Source organism: Paenibacillus germinis, assembly GCF_013141785.1.
Taxonomy (GTDB): domain Bacteria; phylum Bacillota; class Bacilli; order Paenibacillales; family NBRC-103111; genus Paenibacillus_E; species Paenibacillus_E phytorum.
The window spans coordinates 75016-101488 of record NZ_WHOC01000070.1; the positions used below are offsets into that span (position 1 = coordinate 75016).

Annotated in this window: 26 protein-coding genes and 1 other RNA gene; 15 read left to right on the forward strand and 12 right to left on the reverse strand. The window is 43.2% G+C overall.

Annotation, left to right across the window (positions count from 1 at the left end; translation table 11 throughout):
• Positions 1-4 precede the first annotated feature (4 nt).
• Complete coding sequence (locus GC102_RS13680; protein WP_171690034.1) at positions 5-1306, reverse strand: DNA polymerase IV; 1302 nt, start codon at positions 1304-1306, stop codon at positions 5-7.
• 214 nt (positions 1307-1520) lie between these two features.
• Between GC102_RS13680 and cimA the strand changes: the two genes are divergently transcribed.
• Positions 1521-3140 (forward strand): citramalate synthase, encoded by a 1620-nt coding sequence (gene cimA, locus GC102_RS13685; protein ID WP_171690035.1) that lies wholly within the window; start codon positions 1521-1523, stop codon positions 3138-3140.
• Between the two features lie 89 nt (positions 3141-3229).
• Here the strand turns inward: cimA and GC102_RS13690 are convergent, their stop codons facing one another.
• Positions 3230-3763, reverse strand: coding sequence for a TlpA family protein disulfide reductase (locus GC102_RS13690; RefSeq protein ID WP_246320906.1), 534 nt, complete (start codon positions 3761-3763; stop codon positions 3230-3232).
• 226 nt (positions 3764-3989) lie between these two features.
• Here GC102_RS13690 and GC102_RS13695 point away from each other — a divergent pair, with 226 nt between their 5' ends.
• Positions 3990-5282 carry an MFS transporter gene (locus GC102_RS13695; RefSeq protein ID WP_171690036.1) on the forward strand — a complete coding sequence of 431 codons (1293 nt, stop codon included), beginning with the start codon at positions 3990-3992 and terminating at the stop codon, positions 5280-5282.
• A gap of 47 nt (positions 5283-5329) precedes the next feature.
• Entirely contained in the window at positions 5330-5761 is a 432-nt protein-coding gene (locus tag GC102_RS13700; protein ID WP_171690037.1) for a M67 family metallopeptidase, read from the forward strand.
• On the opposite strand, the gene GC102_RS13705 is transcribed toward GC102_RS13700, so the two are convergent.
• Genes GC102_RS13705 through GC102_RS13715 form a run of 3 tightly spaced genes read right to left on the reverse strand, consistent with a single transcriptional unit; the run spans position 5755 to position 9043 of the window.
• Positions 5755-6489, reverse strand: coding sequence for an exonuclease domain-containing protein (locus tag GC102_RS13705; RefSeq protein ID WP_171640330.1), 735 nt, complete (start codon positions 6487-6489; stop codon positions 5755-5757). The two genes, GC102_RS13700 and GC102_RS13705, sit on opposite strands and share 7 nt — an antisense overlap.
• Before the next feature lie 46 nt (positions 6490-6535).
• Entirely contained in the window at positions 6536-7618 is a 1083-nt protein-coding gene (locus GC102_RS13710) for a DUF294 nucleotidyltransferase-like domain-containing protein (RefSeq protein WP_171690038.1), read from the reverse strand.
• A 39-nt stretch (positions 7619-7657) separates the two neighbouring features.
• Entirely contained in the window at positions 7658-9043 is a 1386-nt protein-coding gene (locus GC102_RS13715) for an ammonium transporter (RefSeq protein ID WP_171690039.1), read from the reverse strand.
• A 306-nt stretch (positions 9044-9349) separates the two neighbouring features.
• On the opposite strand from GC102_RS13715, the gene GC102_RS13720 reads away from it, so the two are divergent.
• On the forward strand, positions 9350-9790 hold the full coding sequence (locus tag GC102_RS13720) for a MerR family transcriptional regulator (RefSeq protein WP_171640324.1): 441 nt from the start codon (positions 9350-9352) through the stop codon (positions 9788-9790).
• Between the two features lie 21 nt (positions 9791-9811).
• Positions 9812-10504, forward strand: coding sequence for a zinc metallopeptidase (locus tag GC102_RS13725; RefSeq protein WP_171690040.1), 693 nt, complete (start codon positions 9812-9814; stop codon positions 10502-10504).
• 54 nt (positions 10505-10558) lie between these two features.
• Here the strand turns inward: GC102_RS13725 and gltC are convergent, their stop codons facing one another.
• Positions 10559-11443: a glutamate biosynthesis transcriptional regulator GltC gene (gene gltC / locus GC102_RS13730; protein WP_171690041.1), complete on the reverse strand. Its 885-nt coding sequence runs from the start codon at positions 11441-11443 to the stop codon at positions 10559-10561.
• Between the two features lie 161 nt (positions 11444-11604).
• Between gltC and tpx the strand changes: the two genes are divergently transcribed.
• Complete coding sequence (gene tpx / locus GC102_RS13735; protein ID WP_057306969.1) at positions 11605-12123, forward strand: thiol peroxidase; 519 nt, start codon at positions 11605-11607, stop codon at positions 12121-12123.
• A gap of 120 nt (positions 12124-12243) precedes the next feature.
• Here the strand turns inward: tpx and GC102_RS13740 are convergent, their stop codons facing one another.
• Positions 12244-12633, reverse strand: coding sequence for a DUF1499 domain-containing protein (locus tag GC102_RS13740; protein WP_171690042.1), 390 nt, complete (start codon positions 12631-12633; stop codon positions 12244-12246).
• A 149-nt stretch (positions 12634-12782) separates the two neighbouring features.
• Positions 12783-14129, reverse strand: a complete 1347-nt coding sequence (locus tag GC102_RS13745) for an Nramp family divalent metal transporter (RefSeq protein WP_171690043.1) — start codon at positions 14127-14129, stop codon at positions 12783-12785.
• 160 nt (positions 14130-14289) lie between these two features.
• Between GC102_RS13745 and GC102_RS13750 the strand changes: the two genes are divergently transcribed.
• Positions 14290-14784 (forward strand): GNAT family N-acetyltransferase, encoded by a 495-nt coding sequence (locus tag GC102_RS13750; protein WP_171690044.1) that lies wholly within the window; start codon positions 14290-14292, stop codon positions 14782-14784.
• A gap of 148 nt (positions 14785-14932) precedes the next feature.
• Complete coding sequence (gene xylB / locus GC102_RS13755) at positions 14933-16450, forward strand: xylulokinase (protein WP_171690155.1); 1518 nt, start codon at positions 14933-14935, stop codon at positions 16448-16450.
• A 57-nt stretch (positions 16451-16507) separates the two neighbouring features.
• Here xylB and ssrS read toward each other — a convergent pair.
• The 3 genes from ssrS to cshA all read right to left on the reverse strand — a co-directional run bounded on the left by ssrS (position 16508) and on the right by cshA (position 19562).
• A non-coding RNA gene (gene ssrS / locus GC102_RS13760) (6S RNA) lies at positions 16508-16689 on the reverse strand.
• Between the two features lie 50 nt (positions 16690-16739).
• Positions 16740-17585, reverse strand: coding sequence for a YesL family protein (locus tag GC102_RS13765; protein WP_171690045.1), 846 nt, complete (start codon positions 17583-17585; stop codon positions 16740-16742).
• A 363-nt stretch (positions 17586-17948) separates the two neighbouring features.
• Positions 17949-19562, reverse strand: coding sequence for a degradosome RNA helicase CshA (cshA, locus tag GC102_RS13770; RefSeq protein WP_281366890.1), 1614 nt, complete (start codon positions 19560-19562; stop codon positions 17949-17951).
• A 280-nt stretch (positions 19563-19842) separates the two neighbouring features.
• Here cshA and GC102_RS13775 point away from each other — a divergent pair, with 280 nt between their 5' ends.
• The 5 genes from GC102_RS13775 to GC102_RS13795 all read left to right on the forward strand — a co-directional run bounded on the left by GC102_RS13775 (position 19843) and on the right by GC102_RS13795 (position 22810).
• On the forward strand, positions 19843-20379 hold the full coding sequence (locus GC102_RS13775; protein ID WP_171640309.1) for a DUF4178 domain-containing protein: 537 nt from the start codon (positions 19843-19845) through the stop codon (positions 20377-20379).
• A 50-nt stretch (positions 20380-20429) separates the two neighbouring features.
• A complete protein-coding gene (locus GC102_RS13780; protein WP_171690046.1) occupies positions 20430-21119 on the forward strand; it encodes a DUF4247 domain-containing protein in 690 nt (229 codons plus the stop codon).
• Positions 21120-21297: 178 nt separating this feature from the next.
• The gene (locus GC102_RS13785; protein WP_246320907.1) at positions 21298-22119 is read left to right on the forward strand and encodes a YitT family protein; all 822 of its coding nucleotides are present in this window, start codon (positions 21298-21300) and stop codon (positions 22117-22119) included.
• A gap of 129 nt (positions 22120-22248) precedes the next feature.
• Positions 22249-22443, forward strand: a complete 195-nt coding sequence (locus GC102_RS13790) for a hypothetical protein (RefSeq protein ID WP_029193437.1) — start codon at positions 22249-22251, stop codon at positions 22441-22443.
• A 130-nt stretch (positions 22444-22573) separates the two neighbouring features.
• Positions 22574-22810 carry a Sec-independent protein translocase subunit TatA/TatB gene (locus GC102_RS13795; RefSeq protein WP_057306978.1) on the forward strand — a complete coding sequence of 79 codons (237 nt, stop codon included), beginning with the start codon at positions 22574-22576 and terminating at the stop codon, positions 22808-22810.
• Between the two features lie 46 nt (positions 22811-22856).
• On the opposite strand, the gene GC102_RS13800 is transcribed toward GC102_RS13795, so the two are convergent.
• Positions 22857-24011, reverse strand: coding sequence for an MFS transporter (locus GC102_RS13800; protein ID WP_171640303.1), 1155 nt, complete (start codon positions 24009-24011; stop codon positions 22857-22859).
• A gap of 108 nt (positions 24012-24119) precedes the next feature.
• On the opposite strand from GC102_RS13800, the gene GC102_RS13805 reads away from it, so the two are divergent.
• Positions 24120-25301, forward strand: a complete 1182-nt coding sequence (locus tag GC102_RS13805) for a putative glycoside hydrolase (protein ID WP_171690047.1) — start codon at positions 24120-24122, stop codon at positions 25299-25301.
• 174 nt (positions 25302-25475) lie between these two features.
• The gene (locus GC102_RS13810) at positions 25476-26429 is read left to right on the forward strand and encodes a D-2-hydroxyacid dehydrogenase (RefSeq protein ID WP_171690048.1); all 954 of its coding nucleotides are present in this window, start codon (positions 25476-25478) and stop codon (positions 26427-26429) included.
• The last annotated feature ends 44 nt before the right edge of the window (positions 26430-26473 follow it).

A 26473-nucleotide genomic window follows, 5' to 3' on the forward strand; every position in this document is an offset into this window, starting at 1 on the left:
TTCGTCACTTCTCCTCTTCTTTGTGAAGGGGATTGTTCCTCAAATGGTCCATTTGCAGGGATGTCCCCCTCGCTTTATGATTTCTAATCAACGTTGCAGGATTGTCGCCCATCATCCCCGCAGTTAGAATCGCATTTTCCCCGAATTTATCACGAAGTCCATCCATGATGCGGTTCAAATTCTCTCGTTTAGGCTGCTTTTCATAATCGAATAGATCCAACTGAACGAACGTTTCTTCCTTCATCGTTAGATTTTGCAGCGTAATCCCAAGCAGCCGAACAGGGTTGCCTTCCTCCCATTGATGATCATATAACTGACACGACGTTCGATAAATATCGTCCATATGCTCGGTTGGCGTAGGCAAGGTAACTGATCGTGTAATCGTCCTCATCTCCGGATCACGAATCGTGATTTGGATCGTGGATGCCATTAGCTCCTGCTTGCGAAGCCTTCTTGCTACTTGATCCGCCAGATTTAAGAATACTCGGTGAATTTCTTTGGTATCGGTAAAATCCTGCGGCAGCGTCGTCGTATGCCCAATTGACTTGCTTTGTTCTTGTTCGGGGTTTACAAGTGAAGGGTCAATCCCATTAGCCGAACGCTTCAAATGTGCTCCTAAGATGCCAAAGTGTTTACTTAACAGCAATTCGTCCCCTACTGCCAACTGACCTAACGTATGGATGCCAAGTCTAGTCAGCTTATCCGCCGTCTTTTTACCAATTCCATATAAATAATTGCACGGTTTATCCCACAATACTGTGGGAACATCTCGTAGACGCAGGACAGATATCCCATTCGGTTTCTTCATATCGGAGCCCATCTTGGCAAGCAGCTTATTGGGAGCAACGCCGATCGAACAGGGCAGCTTCAGTTCTTTCATGATCTTTTGCTGAATGTTATTCGCGATCTCAAGTGGGGTTCCAAATTGTTTGGACCCTGTTATATCAACGAAACACTCATCGATTGACATGGATTCCACCATAGGTGAATAACTATAAGCAATCTGCATAAAGCGTCTTGAGAAGCTGCGATATAGTTCGAAATCAGGTCTTATCAGTATTAAATCTGGACACAACTTCATCGCCTGCCTAACTTGCATGCCTGTCTTGATCCCTACAGCGCGCGCAGCATAAGATGAAGTAACAATAATCCCTTTACGAAGCTCAACACTACCAGCAACAGCCAGAGGCTTTCCTTTATATAATTCAGGCTCAACAGCCTCATGAACAGAGCAATAGAATGCATTCATGTCTATATGCAAAATGACTCTACCTTGCTTGGGATAATGATGCTGAGTTGTCACCATTTATATTCCCTCCCATTGATAAACAACCAACTATTAGAGCCATTTTCAGCATACAAAAAATTATTCTTTCAAGCAAACGTATTTTTGCGTTATGATGTCTTTACCCATACTATTATGGTATAATCGTAAATTATACATTAGCGCTTTAAAGCAAGCACAAGCACCCACACATCAAGCACCGAAGTCACTTTGCTAGCTTTTGAAGGAGGAACCTATGCCAACATCAGTCAAAATCTTCGACACAACACTACGAGACGGTACGCAGGGAGAAGGCATCAGCTTATCTGTCGAGGACAAAATTAAAATTGCCCGCAAGCTCGATGAGCTTGGGGTTCATTATATTGAAGGCGGATGGCCGGGCAGCAACAGCAAAGATATTGAATTCTTTGAACGCGCTCGTGACATGAAATTCACAAATGCGAAGATTACTGCTTTCGGAAGCACACGGCGTAAGGATTCCATAGCTGCGGACGACATTAATCTGAACAGACTCGTGGAGTCAGGCGCTCAGGTAGCAACCATCTTCGGTAAATCATGGGACTTCCATGTCACAACGGCCATTCAAACCACGCTTGAAGAAAATCTTGCCATGATCTATGACTCCGTTCTTTATTTAAAAAGTTGCGGTCTTGAAGTCATCTATGATGCCGAGCATTTCTTCGACGGTTACAAGAATAATCCCGAGTATGCCTTGCAAACAATCAAAAAAGCACAGGACGCTGGCGCTGATTGGATAGTCCTTTGTGACACCAACGGCGGCTCATTACCCGGTGAAGTTACATCTATTGTCACTACCGTTAAACAGAATGTTACTACCCCCGTTGGCATTCATGCTCATAATGATTGCGAATTAGGTGTGGCAAACAGCCTTGCTGCTGTACAAGCAGGAGCAGGACAAGTTCAAGGAACCATCAATGGCTATGGAGAACGCTGCGGTAATGCTAATCTTAGCTCCATTATCCCTAACCTTCAGTTGAAGCTTGGCTATTCGGTTATTTCAGAAGAACAACTGAAATCATTAACGCCTGTTTCGAGATACATTAGCGAAATCGCCAACATGCATATGCCTGTTAATCAGCCATATGTTGGGAATGCGGCATTTGCGCACAAAGGCGGTATTCACGTTTCGGCCATTCTCAAGGATGCTAGCACGTATGAGCATACGAAGCCTGAACTTGTCGGCAATAAACAACGTGTTCTTGTTTCTGAGCTTGCGGGGCAAAGCAATGTACTTGTGAAAGCTCAAGAACTGAATCTAGACTTCAATAAAGAACATCAGAAAACCAAAGAAGTCATTGAAAAAATTAAAGATCTCGAGCATCAAGGTTACCAATTCGAAGGAGCCGATGCCACGCTTGAGCTTTTGCTGCGCGAAGCATTCGAAGGCTTGGAAGAGATTTTCACATTAGAATCGTTCAAAATGCTTGTTGAGAAATCCGCTAATCAATCGGTCGTTTCCGAAGCCATCGTCAAAGTGAAGGTTCATGGGGAAACGATCTATACCGCGGCTGAAGGCAACGGTCCTGTAAATGCTCTTGACAATGCCTTACGTAAAGCGCTGATCCAATATTACCCTGATATTAAGAATGTCCATCTCTCCGACTATAAGGTACGTGTCCTGGATATCAAAGGTGCTACTGCTGGTAAAGTTCGCGTTCTAATGGAATCAACTGACTTCAAGACAACATGGAATACGCTAGGTGTATCCAGTAACATCATTGAAGCTAGCTGGTATGCACTCGTAGATAGTTTGCGATATGCACTAATCGGAAGAAAACGCGTAGAGCCTGCGAACAAAGATCAACAAGAGCGCTTAGGCTTAGTAAACCATTAAGGAATAAACCTCTATCGAGATTTTTCTAAAAGGACATTCAAGAAAAGCTGCAAGAGTACGCCAACATCGGCGCTCTCTTGCAGCTTTTTTTATTCTTTAATGAGACCCGCAATTTTCTTATCCAAATCTCTAGGAGAAAGTACATGGACGACCTCGCGAATGACCCCATTTTTATCGATTAAAAAACTGGTTGGAATTGCAACCACTCGATAGGTATCCGCATTCGTTCCTTGCTTATCTAATAACACCGGAAATGGGTATTTGTAGGTTTCCACAAACTTCGTAATGTTCTCCATTTTATCACCAGGTGTCACATTGACTGCATAGAGATCAAACTGCCCTTGATATTTGTTGTACACATTCACCAAATCTGGCGCCTCTTCCTCACATGGACCACACCATGAAGCCCAGAAATTAACGAACAACGGCTTCTCTCGAGGTCCACCAATCGTGTAGTCTTTCCCATCAAGCCCTTTTAACGTAAACGAGGGGGCTAAGAAATTCACTTTTGGCGCTTGCTCAGTAGGCATAAGCGTCTCTTTATTCTGACGCTGGGCGTTTTGATAAATCGCAAAACCAGCTAAGATAACCACCAGGGCTATCACAAACACGTTTTTTTTCAAGCATATCCACCTCCACTCTGTCTATATTATCTCCAATTCCACGTAAATTCCAACATCCTAGGATAAACAACTCCGTCGTCCCACGGGGACGAGCTGGTTTGTCAAGGTTGAAGCGAAGCAAAAGTATAAAACTATACTATTTTTCAACAATGAAAATCCAAAGTATGCTTTCAACTTATATGGGAAAAGTAAACATACATCATGTTCAGAAAGGACTCACTTTATCATGCATACAAAAGCAGCCGAGGGCAAAAAAAGGTCTGAAAACATATTTGAAGACAAATCTGAAAGCAAACCTAAAAACAAACCTAAAAACAAAAAAGGCCACATTTGGGAGTACATCGCAATCGCAACTATTCCCTTAGTTCTTGTGCTAGGTAATTCGATGCTAGTCCCCATTTTACCTGATATGCAGGAAAGGATGGGCATCTCGCGCTTCCAGAGCTCCCTCGTCATTACCTTGTTCTCCATCACAGCTGGTCTTATCATTCCTGTATCGGGTTATTTATCAGACCGATTTACACGCAAAGCTGTCATCATCCCTTCACTTATTGTTTACGGCTCTGCTGGCGTTCTAGCAGGCCTTGGAGCTGTTTGGAATTCCTATCCTATCCTTATAACAGCACGAGCTATACAAGGCTTAGGAGCAGCAGGGACAGCCCCTATAGCGATGGCGCTCGTAGGAGATTTATATAAGGGCGGGACAGCGAGTAAAGCGCTTGGGCTCATAGAGGCTTCTAATGGAGCTGGTAAAGTCGTAAGCCCGATATTAGGTTCTTTATTAGCATTAATCGTTTGGTTTGCTCCATTTTTTGCATTCCCAATATTCTGTGTGTTAGCACTACTCGCAGTTATCTTCATGATTAAGGAACCGCCTAAAGAAAAGGAAGCGGAACCTCTTAAGGATTACTTGAAGCAAATTCGAAGCATTTTTCAGGAAAAAGGTCGTTGGCTCATCCCTGCGTTTTTCGCTGGCTCCATTTCGTTATTCATTCTGTTCGGTGTTCTTTTTTATTTATCCCAAATATTGGAGGAAGAACCATATAGCATCGAAGGTGTGCGCAAGGGACTCATCCTTGCTATTCCTTTGCTTGGCATGGTCATTACCTCCTATACCACCGGTGCTAAAATCAAAGAGAATGTCATATTGATGCGCTGGTTAATGAACATCGGACTCATTATGATGACCATTTCGCTAGCATTAGCCATATTCCTAAATACCAATCTCTACATATTTATCGGTTTACTTACACTTAGTGGCATTGGTACTGGTCTGCTGCTACCTTGCTTAAATACACTGATTACCGGTTCTGTAGAGCGTGAACAGCGCGGAATGATAACCTCGTTGTACAATAGTCTCCGTTTCATTGGTGTAGCATGTGGTCCACCACTTTTCGGATGGCTCATGAACATTTCGAACAAAGCCATATTCATTACCGTATCTTCCTTGGCACTTCTTATGCTTGCACTCGTGTTCTTTTTTATTAAACCTAAAGGGGAAATGAATAAAAAAGCATGATATACTAACCTCATTCTAACATGCACATTGATTAGGAGGGGGGATAGATGGTGAATGTATATATAACTGAAGAGCTCTACAAAGGCCTTATCTCCTACAGCTTGCAACGACTCCCTGAAGAAGCATGCGGTTTCATTCTCGGTGGACAAGCCCATGGCAAGGATGAAGAGCTGCAAGTGAGTACCTTCATTCCTTTACGTAATATCGCAAGTAACCCAAGAAATCGTTTTGAAATAAGTCCCGCAGAGCTGCTCCCTTATCTTATGGACAGCAAGAACCCCGTGATCGGTCTTTTCCATTCACACCCAACGGCTCCTCCAGTTCCTTCGGAGCAGGATCTACAAACACTCTGGCATTCGATTCCTACCTATTGGATCTTATCCTTTCAGCAATTGCAACATCCTGAACTACAGCTTTACCAAATAAAAAAAGCCCCACAGACCTCATATCACAAACTTGCGTTTGTCATCGGTCAGTGATGGCTTAATAAGGCGTACAAATCACCTAAGGTATCTACATTTCTTGATTTTATTTCCTCCATGAATCTAGACCACAGCTGCGCAGTCATAAGGGAATCCTCAAGCGCATGGTGACGATTCGTTACCGGAATATCGTAGGCATGAAGCAGAGAGTCCAAGCTCAAATTTTTCCTCTTCGGCATTAGCCATTTGGCAATCATCATGATATCGAGAACACGATGCGATAAGCTCACTTTGGACGTGCGCCATAAGGCCGAATTCAAGAAATTTTTATCATGCCCGGTTGCATGCGCAACGAGTATTCTTTGCCCAACAAACTCCAAGAAGTCACTTAACACTCCTATTAATTCAGGTGCGTCTGCGGCCATTTCGTTCGTAATACCCGTTAAGGTGACAATCTCATCCGGAATCTTACGTTTTGGATTTACTGTACTATAGAATGTATGATTACTTTGCACTTCACCGCCAATGACTGAGACGCCTCCGAATGAAATAATTTCATCACCGTTATAAGGAGAGAAGCCCGTCGTTTCCAAATCAAAAACAACGATTTCCATCGAGTGAAGAGGTATCTCAAAGAGGGAATCTTTCCTTTGCTCCTTCAACATGGAACGAATAAAAGCCATCTGTTGAGCACTTTGCACATCAAACATGGACGTAAGCGCTGGTGTAAGACCACCCATTTTGTACAAATGCCACATTCGCCCAGCCGGACGCATATCTTTCATCTCGAACCACCTCTCCCTATCCAATGAAACATAACATCAATTATTTCTAACCTTTTTCTGTCTCAATGTGTGAATCGATTGATTTTCTAACATACTTTTGTAACTCCATCCCCGTACGCAGGCATTGTTTTAATTCTTGCTTTATCTCTCTGGTCAACTGTTCCGCGCTTAGCTTGCCTCTTGTCGTATACATCTCGCCATCAAGCTGAAAAGGTGTCAAATCTCTAAGCTTAAGCGCAACTCCAAAAGCAGCCTGCCATTCCACAGCTAATTGCTTAGGGATGAAGGAAGATTCCTGCAGCAATCTAATTCTCTCCAACGTAGATGAGTGCATGATCCCCGCTTGAATAGCAAGAAGTCGAACCCCATTTACAATAGGAATATAGGCGCCATATTTAATGTCAAACCCACCTGAATCCTCTCCATATCTCTCCGTAATCAGATGTCCGAATACGCCCAATGTTATTCTGTGATGGAGTGTATTGGATAACAAATACTTCAAGATACTCGGATGTTCCTGAACATAAGCAAGAAACTCGCCTTTGAGCCGATCTACCATAGCTGTAGAACCGAAGATACAGCGCATGTCAGCAAGGATGAGCAAATAACGAACATTCTCCCAATTCGGCTCCATAAACCAATCTGTCATCATCTCAATATACATGGACAACGGCTTTCGCCATTGCTTGTTACTCGAGATCACATTTCCATCACAAGGCGGATAACCTAAAATATCCAACCCGCTCAGGATACACTGTACAAGTTTGATAAAATAAATATCTAATTCTTCCTCTGAGTAATCTTCACTTTCTTCATAAATAAGTCCGTTATCTTGATCACTCCAAAGCGTTTGTTCACGTCTTCCTCCACTGCCCAACAATATAAATGCATAAGGAACAGGCGGTTTCCCGAACCCTTCATCCTCCAACATATGTTCAGCCAGTTCTATCGTTCTGTGAATGAAGGCATCGTGTATTTGATTCACTTTTCGCCCAATTTCAGGTGAATGAGAGAAAAGGAGATGCTCCCGAAACATCTCATGCACCTGATCTCTGGTTATACGCATCTCATCGAACTGTTCCGATTGATAGATGCGTTCCATGATCTGTTCCATTGAGAGATGATTCATGTTGCATCCCCTTTGCTCTAGTAGAAAGTGTATGTGGTATTAAACGGACACGCCGTTTTGAGCTGCTTTTTTCATTTGTTCTGGATATCCATAAGAACCATGTTCAGATAAATCCAGACCGATAATTTCTTCTTCTTCTGTAACACGAAGACCAATTGTAGCTTTCAGTATACCTAAGATAATAAAGGAAAGAACAAGTACGAATACAAATGCTCCAGCTAAACCTAGTGCTTGAATGCCCAATTGGTGTAAACCGCCGCCGTAGAACAATCCCGCACCACCGACGCCAACCTTCGCTGAAAGCTCAGGTGTTGCGAACAAACCAGTGGAAAGAGTACCCCAAATACCTGCGATACCATGAACGGAGAAAGCATAGATCGGATCGTCGATGCCAGCTCTTTCAAACCATTGTGCTGTGAAGAATGTAACAATACCAGCTACCGCACCAATTACAATGGCAGCCCAAGTATCTACGAACGCACAAGCTGCTGTAATCGCAACAAGCGCCGCAAGAACACCGTTTAACATACTAGGAATATCTGCTTTACCGAAGTACATCCAAGAAATGATAAGAGCCGCAACTCCGCCTGCCGCAGCAGCCATGTTCGTTGTCAAAGCAATATAACCAAAGAACCCATCATTCATTGCACTTAGTGTACTACCTGGGTTGAAACCGAACCAACCAATCCAAAGAATGATAACACCGAGAACAGACAACACTTGGTTGTGACCAGGAATCAAGTTTGGCGTTTTATCTTTATTATATTTGCCAATACGTGGTTTTAACAAGATAGTAGCTACGAGCGCCGCTGTTGCACCTTGTAAGTGAACAACTGTTGATCCCGCGAAATCTTGCATCCCAAGCTTGCTCAACCAGCCGCCGCCCCATACCCAGTGAGCAACGATTGGATAAATCACGACTGTAAACAAAATTCCAAAGATGAAGTAAACTGGAAGTTTCGCTCTTTCTGCAAATCCGCCCCACGCAATCGCTAAGGATACACCTGCGAAAGCTAATTGGAACAAGAATTTAATCCCAATAGGTACATCTGAGAAAGAAAGGGATCCGAATGCCGCTGCCGCTTGATCTTCTAAGCCTGTAACGAAGAACCCTGTCGTTCCGAAGAAAGCATTTCCGTCACCGAAGGCGAAACCGAAACCTACAGCCCAGAAAGCGATGGCACATAAGCCAAAAGTTAAAATTGTTTTACCGGCTACGTGACCGGCATTTTTCATTCTAGTAGACCCCGCTTCTAATAAAGCAAAACCAGCTTGCATGAAGATGACCAAAATAGCTGCTAACATAACCCAAACGGCATCGATTGCACTTTGAAGTTGGGGTACTGTTGCTTCATCTGCAGCAAATGCGAGAGTAGGGAACAATAATGCCATAACGCCGAAAGCTAACAACAACTTCTTAACCATACGACCACTTCCTTTTTAATGTTATATTAAGTGACATGTAATGAAACTCTTAATGTCATTATATACAGGTTAAATGGGTTTGACAATAGGATTTTCTTTTAAAAATTGAAAAAAACGAAAAATAACCTCACATCGAACAGGCATAATTCGTGTTTTCGTTCATAAGTCGAGTGAAATGTTACAATTCCTATCCCAAAATCAATGTCAGGTTTGAAAAGTATTACGTTTGACTGTACGGTTTGTAATCAGGTATCATTACTATATAGAAGAATTCCTACATAACATTGGAGTAGAGGTGAACTTATTATGGGAAAAGAGAAGCTTTATAAAATCGGAGAACTAGCCAAACTTGCCGATGTCAGTTCTCGAACCATTGATTACTACACCAAGTTGAACTTGATTGAGCCCGAGAAGAGATCAGATACGAATTATCGCCTTTATAGTGATGAAACTTTGACTCGACTTAAACGTATTGAATCTATGAAGAACGAGAAATATACCTTAGAGGAAATCAAAGCGAATTTACAACAATGGAGTAAAGTGTCGCCAGATGATACAGTGAGAGATAAGCTGACATCTATCCAGATTCATCTTGAGCAGTTAATGAAGGAAGCCAAAGAATTGGGACCTATCATTCAACAGTTGAAACCAAATCAAATGAAGAAGCTTTCCCGTATCCTTACACAGCCAACCGCGGCCTGTATTGAAGCGCTAATCGTTCTTCTAGGTAAAAATCCGTTCTCATAACGAAATACGGAGGAATGTCAAATGTTCTTTTTTCATCCCATGGATTTTCTCATTATTATTGCATTCGGACTTTCGTTGTGGGCCTCGTTTCGAGTTCGGGGAACATTCAACAAATGGTCCAAAGTACCGATTTACTCAGGAATGACGGGAGCTCAGGCGGCAAGACGCATGCTTGATGCAAACGGACTGTATGATGTCCCTGTTGAAGCAGTACCCGGAACCCTATCAGATCACTATGACCCGATAGCCAGAGTAGTACGTTTATCTGAACCAGTCTACTACCAAAGCTCCATATCAGCTGTCGCAGTCGCCTGTCACGAGGTAGGCCATGCCATTCAACACCAAGTTCACTATCCAATGCTTGTCGCAAGGCACCGCATGTTCCCGGTTGTTAATTTCGCTTCCGGTGTAGCTCCCTTGCTCATACTAGCCGGCTTCTTCTTCCAACAGATCCCATGGCTACTCGGTCTTGGTATTATCTTTTTCGCAGCAGCGGTTGCTTTTCAATTAGTTACACTGCCAGTAGAATTTAACGCTAGCTCAAGAGCTAGAGATTTAATGATCGCCGAGGGCTTCATCTCTAATGAAGAAGAACGCGGGGTAGCCAAGGTATTAAATGCCGCCGCTCTTACGTACGTGGCAGCCGCATTAATCTCCGTTCTTGAACTTCTGAAATATATCATGATCTTTAATGGCCGTAATAGTGACGATTAAACATAAAAGCTCATCTTGTAGGTGTCATTCACACACACAAGATGAGCTTTTTTTTCATTGAAAATAATCACATAGAAACCGTCTGAACACTTCAGCCACCAAAGGCAGCTTCTCACCCTTTCGGCAAATTAAACCAACAGTTCTAGTGACCACAGGATCGGTCACACGAATTTTGACTGGCTGCATTTGACCGCTTTCCATTAAAGCCATGGAAGGAAGTAAGCTCACCCCCATACCCGCGGCTACTAACCCCCGAATGGTATCTGTTTCTTCACCTTCGAACTCAATCTTCGGAACGAAGCCCGCTTTCAAGCAAGCCTCCATCACAATCGTACGCAGTGTATATTCTTCACTGAACATAACGAATGGCTCATTCTTTAACTGCTCCAGTCGTATGGATGTGTAATCCGCAAGGATATGGTTGGAGGGAATAATCGCATACAGCTCTTCGGTTAACAAAATTTCACCCGAAACATGTTCATGAGTTTCTGGAAATGGCGAAATGAAAGCCAGATCTATCTCTCCCTTAGAGACATCTCGGATTAAGGACGTATAAGTCCCTTGACGGAGTCTGAATTTAACGTTAGGGTGATCTTTTTTAAAAGCTGCAACGACAACAGGGAGCAAATTGATGACCAGGCTATGTGGAAACCCAATGCGAATTTCCCCGGCTTCCGGGTCAAGAAATTCATGTATTTCGCCAACAGCGCGTTCCAAGTCCGTCAAAATCCCCTCGACTCGACTTAAGAATAAATGACCTACTGAGGTAAGATGAAGATTACGACCTTTTTGCACAAACAAATTAATGCCGAGCTCTTCTTCTAAAAGATGAATCTGCCGGCTAACGGCTGATTGCGCCACATGCATTTCTTCCGCAGCTTGGGTTACATGCTGCTTTCTTGCTACTTTTACAAAGTACTGCAATTGTCTTAATTCCACTTGGATAAATCCCCCGACTTTTCTTACGTGATTGCGAGCTTATATGATCTTCAAACATTTAAATTATAGCCTTACAGTAACGATTGGACAACCTAAGTTGAAAAAGCTTATAATAAATAAGTTGTTATTTAGCATGGAAAATAAAGGAGGAAACAGTTCATATGGCACAAGAACGTACTGGTGTTGCTACCATTAAAGGCAATCCGATTACTTTGGTAGGACCTGAAATTAAAGTGGGTGACAAAGCCCCTAACTTTACGGTTAACAAAGATTTGATGACTCAAGTTTCCCTCGCAGATTATGCAGGTAAAGTAAAGCTGATCAGCGTTGTTCCATCTTTGGATACAGGCGTTTGTGACGCACAAACTCGCCGCTTCAATGAAGAAGCAGCAGGTCTAGGCGACAATGTTGCTGTTCTTACAATTAGTGTTGATCTTCCTTTTGCACAATCCCGCTGGTGTGGTGCGGCAGGTATTGACAAAGTGATCACTTTGTCCGATTACAAAACAAAATCCTTCGGCGAAGCTTATGGCGTATTGATCAAAGAGCTTCAACTTGATATGCGTTCCATTTTCGTTATCGATGCGAATGATACCGTTCAATACGTTGAGTACCTGGGCGAAATGACGGCTCACCCTAATTATGAAACAGCCGTAGAAGCTGTCAAAAAATTAGTTTAATACGCACAAAATAAAACAGCAAGGAGGCCTAGCTTCCCTGCTGTTTTTGTTTCTTATTAGCAATAAATCTTTCAACTAACCGCGGTCTCTCGTCTTTGAATGGCCTCAATAAGAGTCTTCTCATCCTTCAATCTTATAAGAAGCAAGTTTTCTGTCTAATTGTTTATAAATATCTATAATAGTACGGTAATTGGAACCCAGATCCCCCATTGAGCCTCGGGATGCTGAATAAATGTCTACCGCGGTTTTCACGGGATTAATCCCAAATAGCGTTAATGTTACATCCTGTGTTCGTCCAGTTACTGTTTTACGTTCCGCGAGAATTTCACCAACATTTTGAACTTCGTGGAGAAGTTTATAGCCCGGCGTTTTTTTCAGAACGGCAGTGACTTCTTCCCATACTTGTTCTTTAGGAAGCTTGTAATATCTTGTTTTAAGCAAAGGATCTTTGGCTTTATCTCCGGTCGTTTCATGACTGCGAAGTAATCCGATTAAAGTTCTCTTAAGCAAAAGCCTTTTCCCCCTTCAATGAAGTACATATAGACCACTTGCCATTTCTACACTGCTCTCTATCTTACCATTGTTTAGGCTTAAGAAAAAGAGGGGAAATAAAAATCGGAGGATTGCTCCTCCGGTCTTCTATTGTATGCCATATTTTATTACCCAAAAAAAGTAGCGTAAAGTAAGTACGCATTCAAGCCTGCAATCAAAATAGCTACAAACCAACTTAGAGCAATCATCCACCTTGGCGTTACAAGCTCCCCCATCTTTTTTCGGTCCGAAGTGAACGTAACAAGCGGAATAACTGCAAAGGAAAGCTGTAAAGATAAAATGACCTGACTGAGAATGAGTAAATCTGTAGCGCCGCTCTCCCCATAAATACCAATAACAATGACAGCGGGAACGATCGCGATCATTCGTGTAATTAATCGGCGCAGCCAAGGAGTGAGTCTAATATTGAGGAAGCCCTCCATCACAATCTGACCAGCCAATGTACCTGTAAGTGTAGAATTTTGCCCTGAAGCTAGCAGCGCAACTGCAAATAGAATGCTCGCGGCACCTGTGCCCAGCATAGGACCCAAAAGGTGATATGCATCTTGTATTTCCGCTACTTCTTTACCTGCCGAATGAAAGGCCGCTGCCGAAAGAATGAGTATCGCGGCATTGACGAACAAAGCCAGCATTAAAGCTACAGTCGAATCTATCGTAGCGAATTTAATTGCTTCACGTTTACCTTCTACTGTCGGCTCGATTTTGCGCGTTTGTACGATAGATGAATGCAAATATAAATTGTGAGGCATGACAGTTGCTCCCAGAATACCAAGTGCGATATATAACATAGCTGGGTTCGTTACAATTTCTGTTCTAGGAATGAAACCAACAGCAACAGCAGCAAAATCTGGTCTTGAGAAAATAAGCTCCATCACGAAGCAAAAAGTAATTAGAGCGATTAGACTAATGACCATGGCTTCAATATATCGGAAACCCTTTTTTTGCAGCATAAGAACCAACAGAACATCTAACGAAGTAAGAATGACTCCATAAATAAGCGGTATACCGAATAATAACTGTAAAGCAATCGCAGCGCCAATAACTTCAGCCAAGTCACATGCTGCAATAGCTAACTCACACAAGACCCATAGCCCGAATGAAACTGGTTTACTATAATGATCACGACAAGCTTGCGCTAAGTCTCGACCTGTAACAATTCCTAGGCGGCCAGCCAAAGCTTGCAGCAGTATCGCCATCAAATTTGATATTAAAATAACAGAAAGCAATGTATATCCGAATTTGGAACCGCCCGCTAAATCAGTCGCCCAATTTCCCGGATCCATATACCCTACAGCTACGAGATAGCCCGGACCTACAAAAGCAAGCAGTTTACGGAAAAAGCCCGCTTTCTTTGGTACGCGCATACTCTGATGGACTTCAGGCAGACTAGGCATTGGTGAGCTACCTTTCCATCCATTGGACTCATGCTCTTGTTTTTTATATGCTATACCCATATGATTACCTCATCTTTCGCAAGACCAATAATGTTGTTCAAAGGAAACTTTATTTATGATTATACTATATGCCCCTATCTTATGCTATAGGTAAACAATCATGTGCATATAAAAAATATTTTCCCTTAGGAAAGTTTTTACAAGGAGGTATTCAACGATCATGCTGATTCGCCCAGTTGAAAGCGATACAGATATTAGGAAGGCTTATGAGATCGAGACTGCTGTTTTCTCAAAGGAAGCTGCTGCTACATTAGAAGCCTTTCAGATGAGAAAGCATGTCTTTGGATCCTATTTTCTTGTTGCAGAAAATGAGCTTGACCATCAAATTATCGGCGTAACCAATAGCGTAAAGATACATAATAAAGAATTAGCAGATGATAGTATCAAGCAAGAAACACAGCACGCTGAGGAAGGACAATACCTCTGTGTGTTGACCATAGCCGTACACCCGTCGTACCAACGACGCGGGGTTGCTACTGAACTTCTGCAACGTATCATCGAAATTGCCAGAAAAGATGATTTGAAGGGCATTGTTTTGATGTGTGAGGAGCATTTAATTTCATTCTACGAACAAAATGGATTTCTTTATGCAGCTCCATCAACATCTCAGCATGCTGGCATCCAATGGCATGAAATGAATTTAATATGGAATTAAATATCGCCGTAAGCAGGATTTCCGTTATATCATGCGAATATAATAATTAATAATCTTTGTATATTTATTAAACAAACAAAGAATATAGAAGAAACTACTTAACTACAACAACTTAACCAACAAAGGGTGAATCTTCGTGTCGTATTTCATGGGTTTAGATTTAGGAACTTCTGCAGTTAAATGCATTCTTGTGGATGACTCCGGTCAGGTGATTGGCAGCCATAGCGTCGAATATCCGCTTCAGCAACCCCATCCGGGATGGGCTGAGCAGCATCCTGAGGATTGGTGGAACGCAACAATCAAGGGTATCCGCGCTCTTTTGGAGAAAACAAGCGTCGCTGGCGAAGCCGTCGTTGGTATTGGCTTCTCCGGCCAGATGCATGGGTCGGTATTCCTGGACGAGGCGCAGCAGGTCATCCGGCCTGCGCTGCTTTGGTGTGACCAGCGCACCGCTGAGCAGTGTGCTTACATCGAGTCGACCGTCGGCGAAGCCGAACTCGGACGACTAACGGGCAACCGGGCGCTGACCGGCTTCACCGCGCCCAAGGTCATTTGGCTCCGGCAGCATGAGCCGGAGCAGTACGCGCGCGTTCGGCATCTGCTGCTGCCGAAGGACTACGTCAGGCTGCGCCTGACGGGGGCGTTCGGCATGGACATGGCCGACGCAAGCGGCACCCTGCTGCTGGACGTCGCCCACCGCAGCTGGTCGCAGACCGTCACTGAGCGGCTGGACATTCCTATGGAATGGCTGCCGCCGCTCTACGAGTCCGGCGACGTGGCCGGACACCTGCTGCCTGAAGCAGCCAGCCTAACGGGCCTAGCCGCAGGCATCAAGGTCGTTGCTGGCGGCGGCGACCAAGCATGCGGCGCCGTAGGTGTTGGCGTCGTACGCCAAGGCATCGCCTCCGTGGCGCTCGGCACGTCCGGTGTCGTCTTCGTTCACGACGACACTTATCAAGTAGATGAAGCTTATCGGCTTCATTCGTTCTGTCACGGTGTACCTGGCAAGTGGCACCGCATGGGGGTCATGCTGGCCGCTGGAGGCTCGTTCCAGTGGTGGCGCAACCACTTCGCGCACGAGGAGCTTGAGCGTGCGCAGCTGGAAGGCAAAGACGTCTACGAGATCTTGACGTCTGCAGCAGCCACAGCTCCCCTCGGGAGCGAAGGCTTGCTCTTCCTGCCTTACTTATCTGGGGAGCGGACACCGCACCCCGATCCGAAGGCTCGAGGCGCCTTCATTGGTCTAAATCTACGGCACGAAAAAGCACATCTCACTCGTGCCGTACTCGAAGGCATTACCTTCGGGCTCCGCGACTCGCTGCAACTTATCCGCGAGTCCGGCATTGAAGTCACCGAACTTCGCGTGAATGGCGGCGGTGCCAGAAGTCCGTTCTGGCGTCAAATGATTGCTGACATCTTTGGTATCCCTGTGGTCACTGTTAATTCCACAGACGGCCCTGCGTATGGTGCTGCAATTATGGCTGCTTCTGGCGTACTGCAAGAGGATATTACTACTCTCTGTGAGAAATGGATTCATATTACCGATCGCGTAGAACCAAATGTTGATAATCAGAAACAGTATGAAGCCTACTATCAAATATATCGCGGTCTTTATGGAACTCTTCAGCATACATTCCATCAACTAAGTGATTTGGCTGGTCATTGAAAATAATTAAAAAGAGGTTGAATCAGGAATCTACCTGATCAACCTCTTTTTAATACAAAAAAACCCGCCTATGCCGTCCGGTTTCGGTGCTTCAAACCCGCTCTCGCAGGTGGGTGTCCGCAGAGGTGTATTTGAGGTCCCCTTTCGAGGGCATGTCAGCCACACTTCAATGTAGGTCTCCCTAGAAACAGTCATTGGTTTAAAACAACTTAAAACCGTTACGAACATCGCAGGATTCTTTTGTATTTCTTATTATAGTGCCGTACCGGTTGATTATCAACTGGTAGGTTTAGTCTCTAGTCTTTTCATTCTCATCTTTTTTATGCAAGCTAATTTCTTTCTTACTTTCTTCTTCACCTTCAGTTACAGCTTCAGTGTCACTTTGTTCTTCCTCTTCTTGTGCTTCAGCCAACCTCTGTTGTTCCTTCTCTTCTAATTCTTGCTGCTTCGTTTGGAGTTTGGTAAAGCTGCGGTTAAACTGCCAGAACGAGAAGGTTGCCATAATACTTCCCATAAAGAAAACGACAAGGAAGAAATTAAATTTGGTCAAACAAATGTAAAGGATAGCTCCGTTGCAAAGCAGCAAAACGATCGAATTGATTGGATTGCCAATGGTAATCAATACAGCATTCTTCAAAATTTGTAAAACCTTCATATGCAAATGAACCATAATCGAGAAGAAATTGAACAAAGAAATGATAATAATGACCGTGAAAGCAATAAACAATACGGCCAATAATTTCAGTGAACTCCCCTGCTTCAAATAAAAGAAGTAGTTCACCGCAATAATTACGAAAATGATTACGAAGAAAATACCACCTACCATGCTCTGCAGGTAGTTTTCTTTATATCCACGGAAATACGTTTTCAAAAGTGGTACATCTTCTTCTCCTGTTACCCATTTCCGAGCTACAGCAAACATCGCGGAAGTTGCAGGAAATAAAGTAAACGGTGCCAAAATGGCGATAATGGGTAGTGATGCCTTCAATGCATCAACGGATGGACTTACCAAGCCCATAAAAGCAAAAAAGAAAACCGGAATCGAACATAGCATCCAAAGCAGATTAATGACCGACAAACGCATAATCCACTCCGATATTCTGTACAGTCCTCCCATAACTCCTCTAAACTCCAAAACAGCTTCCTCCTTAGCGTTTCCTTCCGGAAACTTTCTACGTTGATTGTTAAAACGCATACATCTTAAGTTGTCTTACTTTTACATTGGTTTAATTATAGCCTATTTTTCAACATATAGGTAGACGTCTAGTCGTTCTAGGTTCTTTTACATAGTATAGTATTGTCAATAAGAACTACCCCCAAATATTTTTCAGGAGGTTGATACTATGTCTCATCCAGTTGGAACATCCGCAGGTGCCATTTTGGTTCTCTTCATCTTGCTCGTTATAATAACTAGTTCTTTCGTAATTTAAACCATATACCCATGGTAAAAAGGCGAAGATCCTTCTGGATCTCCGCCTTTTTTTTGGGGTTATTCCCCTTATTTATTCACTAATGTATCTTCGCTCTTACGAGGAGCTCTTGAACGATCGCGGTTCCCAGAGTTGTTGCTTCCGTATTCACGGTTTCTGGAAGATGAACTGCTTCCACCTTCTCTGTTAGAACCATAATCTCTGCTATCTTTACGCGGGTAACGGGAGTTCGAGCTGCTGCTGGAACCAGCACCGGAGCTGTATCCGCCACCTTGACGACGATCTCCTGATCCTGAACTTGAGCCATATCCGCCGCCAACACGTCTGCCTGAGCTGCGTACATCGAATTTTTTCTTTCTTGCACGAATCGGATCTTCTGGTGTTAACTCAATATTCGTTTCCTTTTTGTCGCCTGTCAGAAGCTTCATAGCTGCAGCAAGGAGATTTACGGAATCATATTGCTCTAACATTTGAATAGCTAGGCCCTTGAATTCAGCTTGTGTATCATTTTGAAGCACATCAAGAATACGCTCAGCTGTCATTTTTTGTTTACCTTCAATGGCTTCAGCCAAGCTAGGTAATGGTTTTTTGTTAATTTTGTGGCGTGTAACTTTTTCGATAAAGTGCAGGTGATCAATCTCTCTAGGTGTTACGAAAGTCCAAGCTGTACCTTCTTTACCAGCGCGGCCTGTACGACCGATACGGTGAACATAGCTTTCTGGATCTTGCGGAAGGTCAAAGTTAATTACATGTGTAACGCCAGATACATCTAGACCACGCGCAGCAACGTCTGTTGCTACAAGGACATCAATGCTGCCGTCACGGAATTTTCTCATAACATTATCGCGTTGATTTTGGGACAAGTCACCATGAAGACCTTCAGCTGCATAGCCTCTTTTTTGAAGAGCTTCTGCCAATTCATCCACCCGACGTTTTGTACGACCGAAGATGATTGCAAGATCCGGAGCTTCCATGTCGATCAAACGGCTAAGCGCTTCGAATTTTTGTTTTTCGTGCAATTCGATGTAAGCTTGGTCAATCAATGGAGCACTAACTTGTTTAGGGATAACCGATACGTGCTCAGGGTTACGAAGAAACTGTTGTGCCAATTTTTGAATATTGGTTGGCATTGTAGCAGAGAACAACATTGTGTGACGCTCTTCTGGTACCAATTTCAAAATGGACTGGATATCATCCATGAAGCCCATGTCAAGCATTTCATCCGCTTCATCCAAAACCACTGTTTGCACATCGTCTAATTTGATTGTTTTACGGTTAATATGGTCAAGTAGACGTCCCGGTGTACCGATAATGATTTGCGGTTTTTTCTTCAATGCACGAATTTGTTTAACGATATCCTGTCCACCATAGATGGGCAAGGAACGAATGCCTTTGAAACGACCGAGTTTCTCAATCTCTTCCGCAACCTGGATGGCAAGTTCCCGTGTAGGACACATGATAAGAGCAGAAATGCGCTCTTCTTTCATATTGATTTTGTGAATAAGCGGAATACCGAAAGCAGCTGTTTTACCTGTTCCTGTTTGCGCTTGCCCGATTAAATCCCGGCCTTCCATAGCCAAAGGAATCGTTTTTTCTTGGATCGGTGTGGACTCTTCAAAGCCCATCTCCGTAATAGCGCGTAAAATCGTTGGTTCTAAACCAAACTCTTGAAATGTTTTCAAATATATTCAATCTCCTTTTGTACAGGGCAGGCTAATGCCTTGTATCTTTTTTACCCTTAAGTACGACTTCCTATCCGTGTCTATAGTTTTATTGGTGGAATACACTTTCGATTTATCATCTTCCATGATCCAACTGGCCGCCCTTAAGAACATCTAAACTATTATAGCACAAGTCATACACACATTTCCAGTAGCGTCTTACATAATGAGAACGAAACCTAACGCATAAGCTAAACGTATTACAAGGTAGAACAATAAACGGAATAGAGGAGAGTTTTCAATGTCGATATTTAAACGAGTCAGCAGCATCCTACGTAGTCAAAAACAAGAACCAACAACAACACCTATAGGTAATCCACTTGAAGATGCCCGAGTTGGGGATATTGTTAATGTAGACTTAGAGGAGTATGTCGTTTCCGGGAAGGTCATTTATTTTGACCGCGGGTTTGCTCCACATCGCTACGCTTATTATTTACAAAGCGGCAAAAATATTCAGTGTTTGATTGTGGAAAAAGGGCGAACCTATGACTGTTTCCTTTGCAGCTTTGTCGAAGGCGCATTAGATGATCCGAATGATGTCCCTACTCGTTTGGAGCTTGATGAAGATGTTACCTTCGAATTAGAGTTTCATCGCAATGATGTCACTCGAACTGAAGGAAATACTGACTTCCGCAGCGGAGACGATTGTCTCTTTTGGAGATATTTTGGACCGGACCGTAGATTCTTCTTCCTCCAATGGCAGGATGGTAAATTTATTGCTCTTGAAGGAGAGCGCACACCGGGCAATCAGATTAAATTTTTGAAATCGACGCCCTAGACAACCTATGTTATCATTAGAAATGTTTGGAAAGGAGGGATTACTGAAAAGTGAAAAGATGGACTTCATGGGTTTCTTTCTTATTGATCATCGCCCTTCTGACCGCGTGTGGCGCTGATGCCGGACGTTATATCAAAGATCAGTATCCGTTAGTTAGTGTTGACGGCAAAGGGAGCAATCTCTCCAAGGTTTATTTAGTCGAAAACAAAAGCGTCCCTGCCGTAACAGCTGAACTAGCAGCGAAAGAGTCACCGAAGGAAAAGAGCAAGGAATCTGACGATCAAATGTTCCTTGTTTATAATGATAAGGTCATTAACGTCCAAAAGGACCCTAGTGATAGTAAAAACACACTTGTTCAAATCGATAGTATTGAATATGCCAAATCACATTACGACTCCTCGTTCTTGCAAGGTTATTTGACTGCCACCCTACTTCAGTCCTTATTCGGTGGGGGATGGTTCAACAGTAAACGGCCTTACGACTATAAGGGCTATACCCGGACACCGACTTATAATGCAGGCGGCGGAAAGGCGACTACGCCAACAACGGATGTATCGAAGGATAAGAAGCCAACAACTTCAGATCGAACGGGCAGCTTCAAGACCGGTACTGGTACGCCTAGTTCAGGCAGCGACTCTACAACCCGCAAAAATGATGGTTCTACACCAAACAAGGTAACTAAACCATCTGTTAGTAAGCCAAGCACATCTAAGAAGACAGGCTCTTTCAAGAGACGTTAAATATTTGTTTTTATAAAGCTGTTGTCCATGAATTGGACACAGCTTTTTTTATCTTAACAAAGGATTAATTATTTCCATTAAAGTCCATTTAATTGACCAAAGGTAAATTATGATTGAAGTTTTAGAAGAATGAATTATACTTGCTTTATGCTGCATACTATTTTAGAGGTGATTTGTTTTGAAAAAGGCGCTAGACGCTTTCATTATTCTAGTTGGCGCACTGCTTGTCGCGGTCGGCTTCAACATGTTCCTCATTCCTCACCAACTGCTTAGCGGCGGGGTTTCTGGATTTGCCATGATTATTGGTTATTTTACGAATTTTAACATTGGGTTCTTGTATTTATTGTTTAACCTGCCATTGATGATTTGGGGATTGGTTTCAATTGGACGTAGATTTATTATGATCAGTGTAGCGTCGGTCATATTAACGGCATGGTTGATGCAAATTATACCAACAAGCTATGTTGCGCAGGAACCCATTCTTGGTGCAGTTTTTGGGGGAGTACTCATTGGAATAGGAAGCGGTATCACCTTAAGAATAGGTGGCTCAAGTGGAGGCTTTGATATCGTCGGCTTGATTTTGACTCGAAAATTTGATTTCCCTCTCGGAACCCTTCTTTCATCCATGAACGGTCTGGTCATTGTTGCACTAGGCTATTTCAAGCAAAATTGGGATCTTGCTCTTTGCTCGATGCTTGCCATCTATATTAGTGGCAAAGTTGTAGATTCTATACATATTCGCCATGTCAAAGTGACAGCGTTCATTGTAACCAAACAAAAGGAAGAGTTGCTTAACGAGCTGCTTCTACTCCCTAGAGGCGTAACTTTAGTTAAGACGGAAGGCGCTTATACGAAACAGCAGCATGATATGTTAATGACCGTCACTACGCGCTATGAACTCGTAGAATTAAAGCGAATTATTAAGAAGATAGACCCGAAAGCATTCGTGAATATCGTTGAAACCGTTGGTGTCGTTGGCGAATTCCGCAAGCTCAAGTGAGAAATCGTGCAATCCGCCTCTTTATTCCAAGTTGAATTGTGTTATAATGATAATAATTTCATATAGTTCTGGTTTCATCGTGAGTGGTTCAGGCGTAGTTCTTATTCTAATCTTTTGATTGGAAGGGTGATGCTTGTGGAGACAGTCAAATTATCCAGGATTGTAATGAAATTAACACCCGAGTTGTACCCCTTCTTAACCAGCTATGAGCTGGACTCCGAGATCGTCCTCCGGTTTGGCATTGAGGCGCTCGAAGCAGAAGATGTCATGGAAATTATTCAGTTCAGCATTACGGAACATCATAAAGACGCCCTTTATCATTAAGGGGCGTCTTTTTCTGCTCAGCTACCGCTTTATTCATACATTATTATTGAGTTTGTAATAATTAGGGTATATAGGTTATGATAAGAACATGATATAATAGTACTAAGATAAACTAATGGAGGTGTCTGGAATGGGAGCATTATCTCCTTGGCACATCATCTTAATTGCAATTGTCGCCCTTCTTTTGTTTGGGCCTAATAAGCTGCCTGAACTTGGCAGAGGTTTTGGCAAAATGTTTCGTGAATTTAAAGATGCAACGAATGGAAATGGCGGTAATACAGCTACTGATGATCAGCCTGTACCGGTCCGAAAAGAGATTAATCCTGCAGAGGTCACGAATACCGAATCAGGACAAGTTCAGAAATAAGTCCAAACACCCGGCTAATTTTGCTGCCGGGTGTTTTTATTTATCATTAGCTTCTTCTACGCATTACGGCTTGTGTACCGAAAAACATACCTGCGGCTATTGCCGACATGACTGACGCAAACACATACATGCTCGCACCTCCCCACTGCTCACTCAACCAGCCGCCCACCGAACCGCCAATAATACCGGCAAGCCCCATGAACACCATCGCAAGAATGGATTGACCCGTTGAGCCAAATTGCTCGGGAAGCAGACGCACAACATACTGTACCGCAACGATCCACAGAACAGCAAAGGTGAGCATATGTGTCGTCTGCAAACCAATTAGTACCCATGGATCGCTGAATAACGTGTAGAGCAACCAACGTATCGTATATAAGACCGAAACAAGACCTAAGATGGTCAGTTCGTGATAGCGATGTATGTACCGATTGATATAGGCAAACACCGGAATTTCGGTGCATGCTGCAATGGCCCATGCCCAGCTGACCATAGAGTCCGTAGCACCTAATTTATTCAGATATAAACCTAATAGTGCATCGTTCATTCGATGTGGAATTGATATCATCAGTACCATGACCATAAACCATAAGAAGTTTTTATTTTTGAAAATAGTACCAATTGCACTTAATGTTATTCGCTGTCCGCTGCCCTTCTCGTCTTTAATAAATGCAAGCAGTAGAAATGGGAAGATCCACAAAGCCCAATAAAAATAAGGTATGTTGGCTACCCCACCTAATTCTTCGAGGAAAAGACCCGAAATTAGAGCAACACCCGAGAATCCGATAGATCCCCATAATCGGACGGATCCATAAGACATTCCACGCTGTGCCGTTGATTTGACAACCAAATTATCGATAAGTGGAACGGATGGCAGCAAGAAGAAATAAAGCAGTAAAATAAATCCAAGTGTAAGCCCGAAACCTTTTGTTAAAAACAAGCCAAAACTTCCTAGTAAGGAAAGGCTCCAGAGTAAAAATACGATATTCTTCACCGAGTTGAACCGGTCGCTGACATATCCCCAGAATGGCTGTGCGAATATGGAGATGAACGGACCAATCATCATTAAGAGTCCAATCTCGCTTGCTGAATAACCCTTACTTTGCAAATATAAAGGTAAATAGGGCAATAAAATGGCACTAGAAGCATAGTAAAAAAAGTTAACGCCAGATAACGAAATAATTTGTTTATCAAGTTTCAATAAAGGGTACCTTCTTTCTACAAACCTCTACAAATTTCCTCTGTGCGTAGTTTCGTGCTTGCTTTATAATAAAAGCTAGAAACAAAGATTGGAGAGGACTTATACATCATGGAAATTTTACTTGCTTCACTTGCCCTAATATGGGGTAATGTAACGGCCGCTAACCCGGATGCCAGCTTTGAACAACTTGTGCAAGCTTCTCTGAATGCGAAGAATGCAGTGGCGATTGTTCAACCTACACCATCCCAAGAAACAGATCCTTTAGCACCTGTAAACAAATTGGATCCGCAGAAGGACGCACCGGTAATTAAAGGTGTTTACGCCACGGCTCATAGTGCGGGTGGATCTCGGCTCAATACACTTGTGAAGCTGCTCGACGACACGGAACTGAACTCACTGGTCATTGATGTCAAAGATGATTGGGGCTACATCACATGGGAAACAGGGAACGCCGAGCTTGATGCAATGGGAACAACTCAGAAAATTATTGGCAATATGCCAGGTTTGATGACCACCTTGAACGAACATAACATTTATCCAATTGGTCGTATCGTTGTATTCAAAGACACGATTCTTGCCAAAAAGAAACCTGAATGGTCTTTCGTCAATCCAGATGGAACTCTGTGGGGTAACGGTAAAAACCCACCGGACAGCTTCGTAAATCCATATAACAAAGAAGTATGGGATTACAATATCGCAGTAGCGAAAGAAGCCGTTAAAGCTGGATTTAAAGAAATTCAATTCGACTACGTCCGATTCCCGGAAGGTTTTGAGAAAAGAGCTGACATTCTCAAATATACAAAGGATGAACGTTCACGTATTGATGCTGTCGCTTCCTTTGTCAAATATGCCAAAGAACAATTGCAGCCACTTGGTGTTCGTGTATCTGTTGATATATTTGGTTATGCAGCCTCTGTTCCAGCAGCCGAAGGCATTGGTCAAGATTTCGAGAAAATCTCTCAAAATGTTGATGTCATCGCTCCCATGATTTATCCAAGTCATTACAGCACTGGCTGGTTTGGCTCCAAAGTGCCGGATGCAGCACCTTTTGTCACTATCGATGGAGCTTCCAAGGATACAACCAAGAAGCTGGAGGCCATTGATAAGAAAGGTTGGAAGCCAATTGTTCGACCTTGGATTCAAGATTTCACCGCTTCTTGGGTACCTGGTTATATCAAGTACGGTAAACATGAAGTGGAAGAACAAATACGTGCATTGAAAGAAAACGGCGTGAATGAGTTCCTTCTATGGAACGCTAATAACAACTACACACCTAATGTGAAATACTAACATGGAGACACCCTGAGGGCACTAAGAGCTCTCGGGGTGTTTACTTTCGTTTTCGGTTTGATTTATCATGTAATCAGGATTCATGTTACCAGAACGACTAGGAATATGTACAATCAAAGAAACTTATAGCTTTTGACTTAAATCTTTGACAGACATTAAAGGAGTTGAAGTGCAATGAATATTGTCGCCATTACTGGAATGGATCTGACTTCCATGCAAAATGAGATGCCGCAAGACTTGAAGGAACGCTGCCAATTTCATTGGTTTAAATCTTCAAGCGAGGCTGGGGAACACATTGCAGATGCAGACGTAATTATCACGGCTGGCCGCATGAATCCGGACACCCTCAAACAGGCGACCAAGCTAAAGTGGATGCAAACCATTTCTGCCGGCGTGGATAAGCTACCTCTCCTAGAGTTTGCTGAGCGTAATGTCATACTGACCAATGCCCGTGGGGTACATACAATCCAGATGAGTGAATTTACGCTAAGCCTCATGCTGCAATGGGTTCGTAAAGCGAATCTTCTCCATGAGCGTCAGCAAAGTAAAGTATGGGACAATCAAGTTACTTTTGGTGAGCTTTATGGTAAAACGATTGGTATTATTGGTGCAGGCGCCATCGGCGAAGCTGTTGCTCGCAAAGCAAAAGCCTTTGATATGACTGTCATTGGGTTGAATCGTTCCGGTTCACCTCAGCCTGCCTTCGATTCTACGGTCAGCGGAGAAGAAGGTTTAACATCTTTGCTTTCACAAAGTGATTTCGTCGTTCTTCTACTTCCTAGTACAGCTAAAACGCGAGGTTTCCTGACCAAAGAACATCTGCGCTTGATGAAACCAAGTGCTTTCTTAATCAATCTGGCTCGCGGTGATGTCATTGAAGAAGAGGATTTGATTATGGCGCTGCAAGAAGGCAAGCTGGCAGGCGCTGCACTCGATGTTTTTGAGCAGGAGCCACTACCGTCGACTTCTCCCCTATGGAACATGGACAATGTTATCCTTACTCCGCATATCGCTGGCTCTTCCGCTCACTATGCAGAACGAGTTTCCAACATTTTCTATCATAATGTGAGAGCTTTTTTAGATGGCACCGAGATGATGAATGTCGTTGATTTAACAGAGGGTTATTAACATACGATAACGTACCACATCCCCTAAGTAGAGCTCCTAGGGAT